Source organism: Microvirga roseola, from assembly GCF_020866965.1.
In the GTDB taxonomy this organism is placed as follows: Bacteria; Pseudomonadota; Alphaproteobacteria; order Rhizobiales; family Beijerinckiaceae; genus Microvirga; species Microvirga roseola.
In genome coordinates this window covers 13,388-27,205 of the sequence record NZ_JAJATX010000054.1, presented here as the reverse complement: position 1 = coordinate 27,205, position 13,818 = coordinate 13,388, and the positions used below count along the sequence as shown (strand labels likewise).

15 protein-coding genes and 3 pseudogenes are annotated in these 13,818 nt (G+C 59.2%); 2 read left to right on the top strand and 16 right to left on the bottom strand.

The genetic code is table 11. The features are described from left to right. Positions 1–460: 460 nt before the first annotated feature. The 14 genes and pseudogenes from LG661_RS20355 to phnG all read right to left on the bottom strand — a co-directional run bounded on the left by LG661_RS20355 (position 461) and on the right by phnG (position 11,704). A pseudogene (locus LG661_RS20355) lies at positions 461–1,158 on the bottom strand (IS6 family transposase). A 103-nt stretch (positions 1,159–1,261) separates the two neighbouring features. Beyond that, entirely contained in the window at positions 1,262–1,810 is a 549-nt protein-coding gene (gene phnN / locus LG661_RS20350; protein ID WP_230533795.1) for a phosphonate metabolism protein/1,5-bisphosphokinase (PRPP-forming) PhnN, read from the bottom strand. A gap of 4 nt (positions 1,811–1,814) precedes the next feature. Further along, a complete protein-coding gene (locus LG661_RS20345) occupies positions 1,815–2,954 on the bottom strand; it encodes an alpha-D-ribose 1-methylphosphonate 5-triphosphate diphosphatase (RefSeq protein WP_230533794.1) in 1,140 nt (379 codons plus the stop codon). Positions 2,955–2,965: 11 nt separating this feature from the next. Next, positions 2,966–3,649 carry a DUF1045 domain-containing protein gene (locus tag LG661_RS20340; protein ID WP_230533793.1) on the bottom strand — a complete coding sequence of 228 codons (684 nt, stop codon included), beginning with the start codon at positions 3,647–3,649 and terminating at the stop codon, positions 2,966–2,968. Next, complete coding sequence (gene phnE / locus LG661_RS20335) at positions 3,649–4,446, bottom strand: phosphonate ABC transporter, permease protein PhnE (protein WP_407666763.1); 798 nt, start codon at positions 4,444–4,446, stop codon at positions 3,649–3,651. Before phnE ends, LG661_RS20340 begins: the two co-directional genes overlap by 1 nt. A gap of 127 nt (positions 4,447–4,573) precedes the next feature. Next, positions 4,574–5,563: a phosphonate ABC transporter substrate-binding protein gene (gene phnD, locus LG661_RS20330; protein WP_230533792.1), complete on the bottom strand. Its 990-nt coding sequence runs from the start codon at positions 5,561–5,563 to the stop codon at positions 4,574–4,576. Between the two features lie 28 nt (positions 5,564–5,591). Further along, positions 5,592–6,431: a phosphonate ABC transporter ATP-binding protein gene (gene phnC / locus LG661_RS20325; RefSeq protein WP_230533791.1), complete on the bottom strand. Its 840-nt coding sequence runs from the start codon at positions 6,429–6,431 to the stop codon at positions 5,592–5,594. Positions 6,432–6,487: 56 nt separating this feature from the next. Beyond that, entirely contained in the window at positions 6,488–7,135 is a 648-nt protein-coding gene (locus tag LG661_RS20320; RefSeq protein ID WP_230533790.1) for a DapH/DapD/GlmU-related protein, read from the bottom strand. Beyond that, positions 7,135–7,875 carry a phosphonate C-P lyase system protein PhnL gene (gene phnL, locus LG661_RS20315; RefSeq protein ID WP_230533789.1) on the bottom strand — a complete coding sequence of 247 codons (741 nt, stop codon included), beginning with the start codon at positions 7,873–7,875 and terminating at the stop codon, positions 7,135–7,137. The genes LG661_RS20320 and phnL overlap by 1 nt, the downstream gene beginning before the upstream one ends. Position 7,876: 1 nt before the next feature. Beyond that, complete coding sequence (phnK, locus tag LG661_RS20310) at positions 7,877–8,653, bottom strand: phosphonate C-P lyase system protein PhnK (RefSeq protein ID WP_230533787.1); 777 nt, start codon at positions 8,651–8,653, stop codon at positions 7,877–7,879. Further along, on the bottom strand, positions 8,650–9,555 hold the full coding sequence (locus tag LG661_RS20305) for an alpha-D-ribose 1-methylphosphonate 5-phosphate C-P-lyase PhnJ (RefSeq protein ID WP_230533786.1): 906 nt from the start codon (positions 9,553–9,555) through the stop codon (positions 8,650–8,652). The genes phnK and LG661_RS20305 overlap by 4 nt, the downstream gene beginning before the upstream one ends. Further along, on the bottom strand, positions 9,552–10,652 hold the full coding sequence (locus LG661_RS20300; RefSeq protein ID WP_230533784.1) for a carbon-phosphorus lyase complex subunit PhnI: 1,101 nt from the start codon (positions 10,650–10,652) through the stop codon (positions 9,552–9,554). Before LG661_RS20300 ends, LG661_RS20305 begins: the two co-directional genes overlap by 4 nt. Before the next feature lie 3 nt (positions 10,653–10,655). After that, complete coding sequence (gene phnH, locus LG661_RS20295) at positions 10,656–11,252, bottom strand: phosphonate C-P lyase system protein PhnH (RefSeq protein ID WP_230533782.1); 597 nt, start codon at positions 11,250–11,252, stop codon at positions 10,656–10,658. Next, a complete protein-coding gene (gene phnG / locus LG661_RS20290) occupies positions 11,252–11,704 on the bottom strand; it encodes a phosphonate C-P lyase system protein PhnG (protein ID WP_230533781.1) in 453 nt (150 codons plus the stop codon). Before phnG ends, phnH begins: the two co-directional genes overlap by 1 nt. A 100-nt stretch (positions 11,705–11,804) precedes the next feature. Between phnG and phnF the strand changes: the two genes are divergently transcribed. Both phnF and LG661_RS20280 read left to right on the top strand, forming a co-directional pair. Next, positions 11,805–12,527, top strand: a complete 723-nt coding sequence (gene phnF / locus LG661_RS20285) for a phosphonate metabolism transcriptional regulator PhnF (protein WP_268995496.1) — start codon at positions 11,805–11,807, stop codon at positions 12,525–12,527. Positions 12,528–12,655: 128 nt separating this feature from the next. Next, positions 12,656–12,856 (top strand): annotated as a pseudogene (locus LG661_RS20280) (methyltransferase); the annotation flags it as partial. Between the two features lie 25 nt (positions 12,857–12,881). Here LG661_RS20280 and LG661_RS20275 read toward each other — a convergent pair. Together LG661_RS20275 and LG661_RS20270 are read right to left on the bottom strand one after the other, a co-directional pair. Then, positions 12,882–13,193 (bottom strand): annotated as a pseudogene (locus tag LG661_RS20275) (transposase); the annotation flags it as partial. Between the two features lie 135 nt (positions 13,194–13,328). Beyond that, positions 13,329–13,817 (bottom strand): Lrp/AsnC family transcriptional regulator, encoded by a 489-nt coding sequence (locus LG661_RS20270; protein WP_407666762.1) that lies wholly within the window; start codon positions 13,815–13,817, stop codon positions 13,329–13,331. Between the last annotated feature and the right edge of the window lies 1 nt (position 13,818).

Genomic DNA, 13,818 nt, shown 5'->3' with positions numbered 1-13,818 from the left:
CCTCACAAACCTCCGCAACCTGCCCCGGGCCACCCCCCGGGGCAGGTCTGTTGATATAATCAGCGGAAACGCATGCTAACTTGAGTGCATGGCCCGCGGGCCCACACCCTTTCTGGTCCAAAAAATGTGGACCGTTTTTGGGTGAACCCCGGTCACCTACGCAGGTTTGTGCAGCTCTAATCGAGCCTTCTATGGGCTGCGGACCACGCCGGTCGTGGACATGATCCGTTCGCTCCGTCCCCTATACGGGTCTTTACTACGAGCCGGACTACAGTGGCTACGGCTACGGCGCCGGCTACGGTTGGGATGACGACTATGCCGACTACTACGGGGACGACGATTGGGACTTCTTCTGATCGCCGCGCCTGAAGTCCCTTGTCTCCGATCCCGTTCAACGCTCTCATACAGGCTTTGTTGCACTAACCTGAAGAGGGTATAACGAACCGAGTTGGCAGATCACTCAGGCGGCAAGACCGAAGAACTGGTTCACAAGACGGATTTCGCCTGCACACCAGGCATCGGCAACATGCAATGGCCACGCCGGATCATGCGTATGACCTCAAAGCCTCTCAGGGTTGCGGAGGCTGTCTTCATCCTCTGGAAGCCGCGGGCCGGCCGGATGATGCGCTTAAGCGCTCCAGGGTCAACCTCAATAACATTGTTGAGATATTTTGAGGTCCGGTGCTCGACATCCTTTGGCAGCAGTCCTTCGCTTTGTAAGCGTCGGGTGGCCTTTGGATACGATGCTAATTTGTCGGTCGTGATTGAGCATGGAGGATAGCCATCCATCAAATGAAGGGCTTTGCGCAAGAAGCGATAAGCGGCTTGGGTGTTACGCCGCTCCGACAGCAGGAAGTTGATCAGCTGCCCGTGCTTGCCGACGGCACGGAACAGATACTTCCAGCGCTCGCCAACCCGCACATAAGTCTCGTCTACACGCCAGGAGCCCAAGCGTGGCCCCTGATGCTGGCGCACCCGCTTCTCGATCTCCGGGGCGCAGCGCTGAACCCAGCGAAAGATCGTCGACGGATCGACCTCAGCACCGCGTTCCTGCATCATCTCGGCCAGATCGCGATAGCTGATCCCATACTTGCAGTACCGGCGCACGCACAACAGGATGATCGCAGCCGGAAAGCAGCGGCGCTTGAACAGAGACAACTGGATGGCTCCTCGATTAGCCGTCCCTCGCCACACTGCCAAGGTTAACGCAACGGAGCCCAAGCTCCAAACTTTCTCCAGTGCAAATTATGGCCGCACGGCATCAGACCAATGATGAACTGAGAATCTCGGTCAATTGATTCTTTGCGACATCGATTGGGCCAGAGTTGTCGATCCGCACGTAACTGCATGTCGCGTGTGGTAGATGAAAATTGACCGACCGTGCGATGCGCCCTCTGGCCTCTTCTGCACTCTCTCGGCCACGAGCCATGATTCGCTCAAGTAGGATCTGCGGGTCAGCCATGATTTCGACGACAGCAACTCGGCCGAAGGTTCTCACTGCCTCGGTAAGAACTGCACGGGATACATTGGCGACGACTATGTTGCCTCGATCAACTGCATCACGTGCCGATTGAGGCAAGCCGTAGAAGAGACCGTGCGCTCCCCAACTCAAACAGAACATGCCGGCCTCACGTCCTGCTTCGAACGCTTCAGGTGTCATCGTATCATGGTCTTCGGTGGTACCGTCTGACAAGCGGGTGATGACTCGGCGCACGAAGATGATGTCAGGCCGATCTCGCACCACTTCCGCGACGGCCCTGATAACCGTGTCCTTACCGGCCCCACTGGGGCCGACGATCGCGACGAACACTCCTTTATGCAACGCGCACCCCTTCCCGCCAGACCGAGCAAACCCGGGGCGGCCGACCGCTGGTGGCCTGGACACGCACCAGATCGGCACGTCGCCCGATTTCGATGCGGCCGCGATCTGATAGACCTGCGGCCTCGGCCGGATTTGCCGAGATTAGGCGTATTGCGTGGGGCAGGCTGATATCGGCCCGCTCGGCGAGAAGAAAGGCCGCCTGGACGAGACTGAACGGCACATAATCCGAGGATAGGATGTCGAGCGCGCCCGCATGCAGCAGGTCAATGGCCGAAACGTTGCCCGAGTGAGAGCCGCCCCGCACGACATTCGGTGCACCCATGAGAACATGCAGGCCCGCATCTCGCGACAATGTCGCAGCTTCGATCGTAGTCGGGAATTCGGCTAGGGCTACTCCAAGCGAGACGCTCTCTTCCACATGCTCGCGCGTCGCATCGTCATGGGACGCGATCGAAATGCCGGCCGCGCGGCAGCGTTCGGCAAGGAGCTGGCGGTTGCGCTCGGAGTTTGCAGCCGATTCCGCAATACGTCGCTCACTATAAGCGGCGAATTCAACGTCGCTGAGCTTCTTCTTGCCCTGATAGTAGATGCGGTAGGCGTCCAGGCTGACGAATTGCCTCTGACCAGGTGCGTGATCCATCAGCGAGGCAAGACGAACCCGCTTGTTCCCTTGAAGTTCCTCGAAATGATCCACCACGTCAGACACCGAAACCTCACAACGCAGGTGAATGAAGTGCTCTGCACGCAGGCGTCTGTCGGCGCTCGCCGAGGCAATAGCTTGCGCCATGGCCGACATCTCCTGCGAACCGAACTCAGTATCACCCTCCAGGCCGACCCGAAGTGCGTCAAAAACCGTCGTTATGCCTGAAGTCGCAATTTGCCCGTCATGTGCCTGGAGTGCTGCATCCATGTTCCAGCGCACCTTCGGGCGCGGCTGCAAATGAGTCTCAAGGTGATCGGTGTGCAGCTCGACGCACCCTGGGATCAGCACATCGCCAGCGCAATCCTCACCTGTCCTGCAGTTCCCACTCGAGATATCGGCAATACTGCCGTCCTGGATCTTAAGGGTGCCTTCAACGATCTCGTCGGCAAGGACGATGCGGGCATTAGTGAAGATGAGTTCTGGGGTCATGGCTCTAGGACTTAGGATGGCATGCCGCATTTTAGCGGATGGCGCGAATGGATATAGAAGGGTGCACCCGGTCCCGGCTCAACGAACAGCGCGAGCGCGTCAATGACTACAGGGATCTCGAGCACGTGATTGAATTGGGAGTGCAGCCGCCTCTCGACTTGGGCTGCCTCAGCCTCGTCAACAATCGCGTTGGTTAGCGTCATGTGGAAGCGAAAGTCCTGACCCACATGTGGATAACCCCAGCGCGACAGATTCGCCTGCTGGCGCTTCGACAGATTTTGTGGATCGCGTCGAGCCACCTCCTGCTCGGTCAGCGGCGCCCGGAATGGTTCGAAGGCCATGCGAATGGCCTCCTCAGCATCAAGCAACAGCGGAGGCGTGGCCTGAACCGTGAGTGCAAAAAAACTGTCCAGACGGGTGACTGCGAGCGTTCCAAGAGAGACAGCCTGCATCCTTTGCGCGAATGCGGCCAGTTCTTGGTCCAGATCGTTGATCGTCGTGCCATCGGCAAGCCGAAATGGTGCCTTCAACGTTGCATGGAACCCGTAGCGTGCGGGCTCGGATACGAGCACGTCTATCTTTGGATCAGGGCCACGTGCCGGACGACGATCGAATGCGTCCCGCCCAAGCCATTCGGCTGCCCGTACTGTTAACGGATTGCTTTTGGCCGGGGTGAAGTAGATTGCTGCCCGCATCAGATCACCAGCCTGCGGAGAAGCTGTGAGATCAGATCCATGATGGTGACCGTTATCACGACGATGATCAGGATCGCCGAGGCTTCGGGATAATAGAAGGCGCGTATCGACTCGAAGAGCACCTGGCCAATTCCGCCAGCGCCGATGATGCCCAGAACGGTCGCGGACCGGACGTTCGATTCAAGGCGATAGAGCGAATACGATATCCAGAGGGGCAGGACCTGCGGGATCACGCCGTAAATCACCTGCTGGACACGTGAGGCACCTGTGGTCCGGATAGCTTCCACGGGACGCGGATCGATCGCCTCGACTGCTTCGGAAAACAGTTTTGCTAAGATCCCAGTCGTGTGAATGAACAAAGCCATGACGCCGGCGAAGGGGCCGAGCCCGACCGACACGACGAACAGGACAGCAAATACAACCTCATGGATGGCCCGAAAGAGATCCATGAGCCGCCGCACAGGCTGTAGGACCCACCAAGGAGCCATGTTATGCGCGGACAAAATTCCGAAGGGTACCGAAAGGACCACGGCGAGGAAGGTGCCCCAAAGCGCAATCTGGATCGTGACCAACATCTCCTCGAGATAATGGCGCCAGTCGCTGAAATCGGGACGCAGGAACCCGGCTGCATACTCAGCCATGTTTCCGGAGTCGGTGAAGAGATAGGTCCAGCGGCTTATTTCGGCTGGCCCCCAGCTCCAGGAGAGCGCCGCTACTAGCAGAGCTAACAGAAACAGGTTACGGCGTCCGCCAGATCCGTGCCCAGCATTTGGCGATGAAGTGGCGCGATCCCCGATCGCCTTAATGAGCTTGAAGGCCGTAGGCCTGGGAGTCGATACTGTCTGGTCCATGCCGTTCATCAAGGCTCTATGTTCACTGATGGAGAGAAGTGGCTTGTATCCAAGCCACTTCCTTTGGGCTGGCTCAGCCGGCAGCAGCCAGTTCGGCTTCGTACTTGGCCTTTTGCGCCTTCAGTTGATCGAGCTTGGCTTTCTTCGCATCAGCAGCGAGCGAGGCGTCGGCCTCGATCTGGGAAATCGATTTGGTCAGCTCCATGATGCGGATCGGCAGGAGCTGCCGGTCGGAAGAGGTGCGGAACGGGGCCCATTTCAGGCCCGCCAGAACTTTCTTTTCGGCGGCAATGTCACCCGTCGACTTGTCGGTACCGTAGGTGAGGAAGAACTCGCGGATCTTTGCTTTTTGTGCTTCCGGAAGATCCTTACGCCACACGATCGGGTCGGAAGGGATCAGGGGCGAGCGCCAGATTTCGCGGATATTCTCGAACGCCTTGGGCTGATTCTTCTGGATCAGCGCCATGTTCTCGGTGTTATTGGTAGCCGCGTCGACCTGTTTGTTGGCGACCACCATCGCGTTGGTCTCATGGTTCGCGTTGGTGACGTTCTTGAAGCAGGTCTTCGGGTCGATACCCTTGGCGCTGAACACGAAGGTCATCGGGACGAGATAGCCGGAGGTCGAGTTCGGGTCGCCGAGGCCGAAGTTGAGGGACTTGTCACACTTCAGAACATCGTCGACCGTCTTGATCGGCGAATCCTTGGGGACGATGATGACCGACCAGTAGCCCGGTTCGCCACCCACCGGCACGCTCTGCACGAAGACTTCGCCATTGGCGCGATCCACAGCTTCCATGGCGGATTTGTTGCCATACCAGGCCATCTGCACCTTACCGAAGCGCATGCCTTCGATGATGCCGGCATAGTCGGACGCAAAGAATGGTTTCACCTCGAGGCCAGTCTTCTTTTTCAGGTCTGCGAGCAGCGGCTCCCAGCTGGTCTTCAGGTTCTGTTGGGACTCGGTCGAGATAATGCCAAAGTTGATGACCTCTTGGGCCAAAGCTGCCGTGGACATCGTGCAGGCGAGCGACACCGTCGCGGCCCATTTGAGCATCGCATTCATTCCAAAATCTCCGCTTATATTCCTGGTTTTAGGCTAGGACATGCACTGGTTTGAGGCAGCTCGACCGGACCAGCCGAGCTGGCAGAGGTTCGGCCGGGCTTTTTGGCAGAACCAGTTCTTCCGAAGCGTCGCCGTAAAGCTCCGCAAGGAAACTGTTTGAGAGAGACGTCGAAGGCCCATCATAAACGACGCGTCCGTCGCGCATTGCGATCGTACGTTTGCAGTAGCGCCGCGCGTACTCGATCTGGTGCAGCGACACGAGGATCGTGATGCTGTCCTGGCTATTGATATTTGCCAGCACGTCCATCACGCGTCGTGCGGAGGACGGATCCAACGCGGAAATCGGCTCGTCGGCGATCAGGATTTCAGCTTCCTGCACCAGAGTGCGCGCGATGGCCGCGCGCTGCTGCTGGCCACCCGAGAGAGTCGACGAGCGTTGTGCCGCCACGGAGGGGATGCCTACACGTGCCAGAGCGGTTGCGGCTTTCTCTCTCTCGGAGCGGCTGAATAGGCCAAGCGTACCGCGCCAGCGGGGCACCCGCCCCAAATGACCGATGAGTACATTGGTCAGGACGGAGAGGCGTCCAACGAGATTGAATTGCTGGAAGATGACGGCCACACGGCCAGCAGGGCGCCCACGCACCAATCGTCCCGCCGTCTGCGACACCTCTCCGAGAACCACGACCTTGCCCGCTTCCCCATCGCCTACCTCAAGCCCGGCGATATGACGGATGAGTGTACTCTTGCCGGAACCTGATGCACCGATCAGAGCAACCATCTCGCCCCGCTGGACCTCGATGCTGACGTTGTCGAGCGCCCGGGTTTTGCCGTAACGCTTGGAGAGGCTAGAAACGCTGATCGCAGTCATGTGCATCATCCCCGTTTGTCTAAACCTACTTAGCCAGAGTAACTTGATGGCGACGGTTAAGTGTCAGTTTGATGAAGGATTGGCGTCATCGCCTCATAGCGATCCACAAAATCTTCTGCCGCAAACGATCGGAAGTCATTGAGCGCTGAGAAAAGCTTGTCGTGCTCCCAGTCCCACCATGCCAAGCGATCCATGCGTTGGCCAAGACGACGGGTGAATCGCTCTCGGATCAGGCGGGCGGGAACGCCACCGACAATAGTGTATGGCGCGACGTCGCTCGAAACGACGGCTCCTGCCCCAATGACAGCGCCATTGCCGATCGTGACGCCAGGCAGAATTGTCGCTCCATGACCGATCCAGACATCATGCCCGATCGTGACTTGGTGAGATCGCCGCCACTCAAAGAACTCCTCTTCGTCTCCGGCTCCTTCGAAATAGTCGCCTGCGCGATAGGTGAAGTGATGAAGCGTGGCGCGCCATGTGGGGTGATTGGTGGCATTGATCCGCACGGCTGCCGCGATGTTGGCAAATTTACCTATTGCGACGCACCAGATCGAGCAATCCTGCATGACGTAAGAGTAGTCTCCCAGCGCTGTCTCGCTCACACGCGATCGTGCTTCAATTTCGACAAACCGTCCAAGCGTGCACCGCTCGACATCTGCTGTCGCGTGTATGAGCGGCTTGTGTTCGTTGAGCTTCGGCATTACGCGGCCTCCCGTGTCGAGAACGCAGCGACATTGATGATCTTTGTCGCGACTGCCTCGCGGACCGGAACGTCATGGAAAATCCCGAGGATGGCAGTTCCAGCAGTTAGTTTCTCCCGGATCATGGTGACGACGACATCCCGGTTGGTCTCGTCGAGCGACGCTGTCGGCTCGTCGAGCAGAAGAATTGAGTAATCAATCATGAAGCCGCGGGCGATATTCACCCGTTGCTTCTCACCACCAGAGAACGTTGCCGGAGGGAGATTGAAGAGGGCTGATGGCAGGTTCAGCCGCTCGAGCATGGCGGCGGCACGATTTGACGCTACCTTACGCTCCACTCCACGCGCAAGCAGCGGCTCGGCCACGACATCAAGAGCCGAAACTCGCGGGATCGCCCGGAGGAATTGGCTGACGTATCCTATGTGATTGCGCCGGAGACCGAGTACGAGGCGGGGATCGCCGGATGCGAGGTCTGCGACGTCTCCGGTGCTGCGGTCCCGCACAAGGATCCGGCCGGCATCGACAGCGTAATTACCGAAGATCATGCGCAGGATAGAAGACTTACCAATCCCTGACGGGCCGCCTAGGACAAGGCATTCGCCGGCAGAGACGTCAAAGGTGACATTGGCTACGACGGGAAGACGGACACCGCCGCGAAGGTGGATCGTGAATGATTTGGAAACATCCTCGACCGAAAGCAGAGGAGCACCAGCCATGGCGGATGAATTGTCTACCACCATCTCAGTTCTCCAGGATCGAGGCAACGAGAAGCTGGGTGTAGGGATGGCTTGGATCGTCCATCACGCGGTCGGTTAATCCCTGCTCGACGATCCGTCCGCTCTTCATGACGATCATGCGCTGAGACAGGAGCCTGGCGACGGCCAGATCGTGGGTGACGATGATCACCGACAGACTAAGGTCAGAGACTAGCATTCGCAGCAAGTCAAGAACACGCGCCTGGACCGATACATCAAGACCGCCGGTCGGCTCATCCATGAAGATCAAGCGGGGGTGGGTGACGAGATTGCGTGCAATCTGCAGACGCTGGCGCATGCCGCCCGAGAAGGAGACCGGCATGTCATCGATACGTGTGGCCGCGATCTCGACGCGTTCCAACCAGTCGCTCGCCCGACGCCGGATCTCGCCGTAGTTGCGGTCACCAATCGCCATCAGCCGTTCACCGACGTTAGCGCCAGCAGATACCTGCATACGCAACCCATCTGCCGGGTTCTGGTGAACGAAACCCCAGTCCGTGCGCATAAGGAACCGGAGCTCGGCTTCGCTTAGCTCCGCAAGATCCGGATACCGCCGGTCGCGCATCCGGTAGCGAATCTCGCCGCTGCTCCGCTCCATGCGAGTGGAAATGCAGTTGAGCAGGGTGGTTTTGCCGGAGCCGGACTCACCGACGATTGCGACAACCTCCCCCGGCCATACATCAAAGGAGATGTCGGTGCAGCCAATGAAGTTGCCGTAGCGCTTTTCCAGCTTGCGCACGGAGAGGATCGGATCGCTGTTCATTGTGCAGCCTCCCAATCGGCCTTCGCGGCGCCATGCTGTGGCAGGCCCGCTCCCTGGTACCCTTCGGACCGGCGGGTTTCGCAATGGTCCGTATCGGAGCAGACAAACATACGTCCGCCGCGATCGTCGGTGATGACCTCGTCCATATAGACGTCCTGCGCATCACAAAGTGCACAACGGGACTCGAAGCGCTGGACCTTGAATGGGTGGTCCTCGAAGTCGAGGCTGATCACATTGGTGAAGGGCGGCAGCGCGTAGATCCGCTTTTCGCGGCCGGCGCCGAAGAGCTGCAGCGCCGGTGAGCGGTGCATCTTCGGATTGTCGAACTTGGGAATCGGCGAAGGGTCCATGACGTACCGGCCTTCGACCTTCACGGGATAGGCATAGGTCGTGGCGATATGGCCGTGCTGTGCAATATCTTCGTACAGCTTGACATGCACCAGGCCATATTCTTCCAGCGCATGCATCACGCGCGTTTCCGTCTCACGCGGCTCGAGGAAGCGAAGCGGTTCAGGGATCGGCACCTGGTAGACGATGATCTGGCCCTGGGTGAGAGGCGTCTCGGGAATGCGGTGGCGGGTCTGGATGATCGTTGCGTCAGTTGTCCGGGTGGTCGTTGCAACATCCGCAACCTTGGCGAAAAAATCCCGGATCGACACCGCATTGGTGGTGTCATCGGCGCCCTGATCGATGACCTTGAGCACGTCGTCCGGACCTAGGATCGATGCAGTGACCTGCACCCCGCCCGTGCCCCAGCCATAAGGCATGGGCATTTCCCGAGAGGCGAACGGCACCTGGTATCCGGGGATCGCGATCGCCTTCAGGATCGCACGCCGGATCATCCTCTTGGTCTGTTCGTCGAGATAGGCGAAGTTATAGGCAGGCAGGGAGGGCTTTTTCATTCTGCTGCCTCGCTCATTGGTGTGTCAGCGCTCGCGATTTCGGCCTCGCGGCGTAATGTTCGCAGCAATTCGAGCTCTGCCTGAAAGTCGACGTAATGGGGTAGCTTCAGGTGCTCGACGAAACCGGTGGCCTGCACGTTGTCGCAGTGCTCCAGCACGAACTCTTCGTCTTGCGCCGGAGCCAGCCGTTGCTCATTGAACTCATCGGATCTCAACGCGCGGTCAACGAGACTCATGGCCATCGCCTTGCGCTCCGATTGTCCGAAGACCAGCCCATAGCCGCGTGTGAAACGCGGCGGCGTATCCGTACTTCCCTTGAACTGCGACACCATCTGGCATTCCGTGACCCGGATCGCGCCTATGCACACGGCAAAGCCGAGTTCCGGCACGTCCACTTCGACATCAACCATGCCGATCCGGATCTCACCGACGAAGGGGTGTGTTCGGCCATAGCCACGCTGCGTCGAATAGCCGAGGGCGAGCAGGAAGCCCTCGTCGCCGCGCGTCAACGCCTGCAGGCGGATGTCGCGTCCAACGGGGTAGGCAATCGCCTCACGCGTCAGGTCACCCGGGTCATCGTTGCTTGGGACGTCAGCCTCGATCAGCCCTTGGCCATCGAGAAGATCAGTCACGCGCGGGCAGCTCTCATCCGTAGGGCGCTCCCGCTTGACAGGGTCCGCGACGGCCTCGTCACCGGCCATGGAGGGGTCGATCAGGCGGTGCGTGTAGTCGAAGGTCGGCCCCAGCAGCTGTCCGCCCGGGATGTCCTTGAAGGTCGCGGAGACCCGGCGCTCGATGTGCATTCTGTTCGTATCGATAGGGAGCGCGTTACTGAACCGCGGCAGCGTGGTCCGATAAGCGCGGAGGAGGAAGATCGCTTCAATCAGATCGCCACGTGCCTGGCGCACGGCCATTGCCGCAAGCTCAGGATCATAGAGAGATCCCTCCGCCATCACGCGATCAACACCGAGGGATAATTGGTTGACGATCTGCTCGACGGAGAGTGCCGGCACATTGCGATCCCCACGCCGGCGATCGGCCATGAGACGATGTGCATTTGAGATGGCCGTCTCTCCGCCTTTAACCGCGACATACATGGTTCAGGCCTCCACAAGACGGGTGGTGCGCGGCAGTGCGAGGAGTTCGCTGCCGGAGATCAACAGCAGGTCGAAGCCAAGCGGATAGCCGGCAGCATTGCTCGCCATTGTCTCAGTGAACCCGTCCGGCAGCCCACGAGGGGCAATAACGGAAACAGTCTCGATTCCGGGTCCGCGGATCGTCAGCGGCGTGCCGTCTCGCAGGCTTTCTACTGGCAAAAGCAATGTCGCAGATTGGTCGGGATAGGAGAGACAGCCCATTGCGAAGTTCTGCCAACCACTGACCGGGCTGTCCTTGGAGAGAGCCGCAAAGGTCGCTGTCGCAGGGTCTTTGGTGACTGCGGCTCCCGTATGGAATGTCAGCCAAGATGCCGCTGCGTCCGCACCGCTGTCTTCAAACCAGACCGGAGTGTCATAATCGGCGTGCGTTGCAAGGAAGGCCGCTGCTGCGGGCTCCAAGGGCGAAGGTGGCTGGACCGCGTGGCCCAGATCGACGATGCGGCCTGGCTTTGCCATGGCATTCATAACCAGCCGGAATACTGCCTGCGATTGAAAGACGGGAGCCGTGAACCCGCCGTCCAACAGGGTTGTACCAGCCATCAGTCTTCTCCGCGAACCATGGTGAAGAAGTCGACACGCGTGGCTTCCGTCTCTTCCGCCTGCCGTGTCCGCGCTGCGTCTTGTTTCGCCAGCGCTGGCGTCACAAAATCGGTTTCGATCACCTGAACCCAGTCCGGAAGTTGGGAGAGCGCATCGAGGTGCGCGACGATGCTTGCCTTCTGCGGGTGGCGGCCGAGAACAATCGCGTGACCAACCTCGCCGGTGGTGAGCTTCACGGTGGCTCGGGTCACCGCGGCCTCGCCGAGATTGAAGATCGCGCCACTGCCGCCGGCCCGACCACGAATCATGACCATTCCGATTTCGGGACCACGAATAGGTGTTGCCGCAGGGGCGGACGGCTCGAGCCCAGCGTATCGCTCGGATAAGGTAGCCGGGTCGGCGGAGGCCAGAGCGTCCAGCCTCCACTTTCGGGCTTCATCGTAGGAATGCATTCGGTAACTCACATGTCTATTTGTCTAGACGACCGTCCATGTCTGTGGTTTACAGTGTGGACCGTGACAACCTGATGACGTTCTAAGTGAGACAGGATCGATGAGCCTAGACGGAGATGGCATCACCCGCTGGAGACGGGTGGCCGACGACATCCGCAGCAATATAGGTGATGGCATCATTTCGGATGCTCTGCCATCCGAGCTCGAATTGGCCGCCCGTTATGGCGTCAATCGCCATACGGTCCGTCGTGCCATCGCAGCTCTGACGGCAGATGGATTGCTGCGCGTGGAGCGTGGGCGCGGCACCTTCGTGAACAACAAGCCGCAGCGGATCGTCTACCCTATCGGCTCACGTACGCGCTTCTCCGAAAACATGCTGAAGCAGTCCTTGGAGCCCTCAGGCCGGCTCATCAAATCCGACTACGTTTTGTCGGATTCGGCGATGGCCGCCTTGCTCGAATGCCGCGTCGGAACGCGACTTCACCGTCTCGACAGCCTCTCGGTTGCGAACGGCGTTCCGTTGTCGCGCTCAACATCATACTTTTCGTCGGAACGATTTCCCGGGATCATCGACGCCTATGCCGAAACCGGCTCTATCACCGAAGCGTTACGGCGAGAAGGAGTTGTCGACTATCGCCGCCGTGAGACCCGCCTGGCAGCAGAGCACGTTTCCGCTAAGGACGCCGAACTATTGAGTTGCGCAGCCGATTCCATTGTCCTGATCAGTAAGGCAATTGATGTGGATCTCGAAGGACAGCCGGTGCAATTTATTAGAACAAAGTTTTTAGCGGATCGGGTGGAACTCGTGATGCTCCAGAGCTGACACTCAGCAGCCTTTGGCGGGAGGCTTTCGGATAGCCAGGTCCGAACCTATGGATCATCGAGTGAATGCTGGATCAATAGGGGCCTGATCCCCAGCCCGTTGCACGCTACGCCGAAGGGCCAACACGGATGGTGCCCGGCCTTGCCGACCTGCAACGAATGGCCAGGATTCTCCTGGACGAACATGTCCCGAATAACGCGCAGGTGCTCGTTCTCGGCACTGGAGGTGGCCTTGAAATCAAGGCGTTCGCCGAGGCGCGGCATGGCTGGTCCTTCGATGGGGTCGATCCGTCCGCTGCGATGCTGGACTTTGCGCGGGAAACCCTCGGGGGCGGTGACAATGTTCCCAGAGCGGATGGTCCGGCACCGTGCCTTCGAGCCCAAGACGGCAGAACCAGCGGTAGGCTAAGTTCAGGTGCACTTCCTCGCACAGGCGCCGCTCGGAGCGGATGCCGAGGCCGTAGCCGATCAGCAGCATGCGGATCATCAGCTCGGGATCGATGGAGGGCCGACCTGTGGTGCTGTAGAACGTGGCGAGATGCTGACGCAGCCCCGAGCAGTCGACGAAGCGGTCGATGGGCCTCAGGAGGTGATCGCAGGGAACATGATCCTCGAGCCGGAATGGGTAGAACAGGCTCTCGTGCATCACGAGACGCTCGCCCATCATGGCCCGATCCTCCTGCTGAGAATGCCTCATCAGGAAATCACGATCCGCCGCCAATCACGAGGAGTTCTTCAACAAAATCTGCCATAAGCGGTCGTTTCCCAACGCCCATATGTTGGCAGGAATGAGAGTGTTCAATCACCCCGGCAGAGAAACCGTCAAACCAACCTTGACGCGGTCCATGGCAACGAAGGTGCGGAACCGCTTCACGTTGTTGTTCCCGAAGAACAAGCGCCGCGTTAGTGCCTCATAGGCAGTCATCGTCGGCACCACGATGACCAGCACGAAATCCGCCTCTCCGGTGACGTAGTAGCACTGCTGCACCTCTGGAACCGAAGCAAACTCCCGCTTGGCGGCATCGATCAACTCCGCCGTCTCGCTGATCACCTCGACCTCGACGAAAATGGTTATAGTCTGTCCAACCTGAGCCGGATCTACAACTGCGACATTCGCTTGGATGATCCCGGCCTCTTCCATCCGCCGGATGCGGCGCTGCACGGCAGGAGCGGACAGACTGACCGCCTCGCCGATCACCCGCTGCGGGGTCATATTGTCCCGCTGGAGGATATTCAGGATCGAAAGATCGAAGCTGTCGAGGATGATCGAGGATGAAGACTTGGACACTATA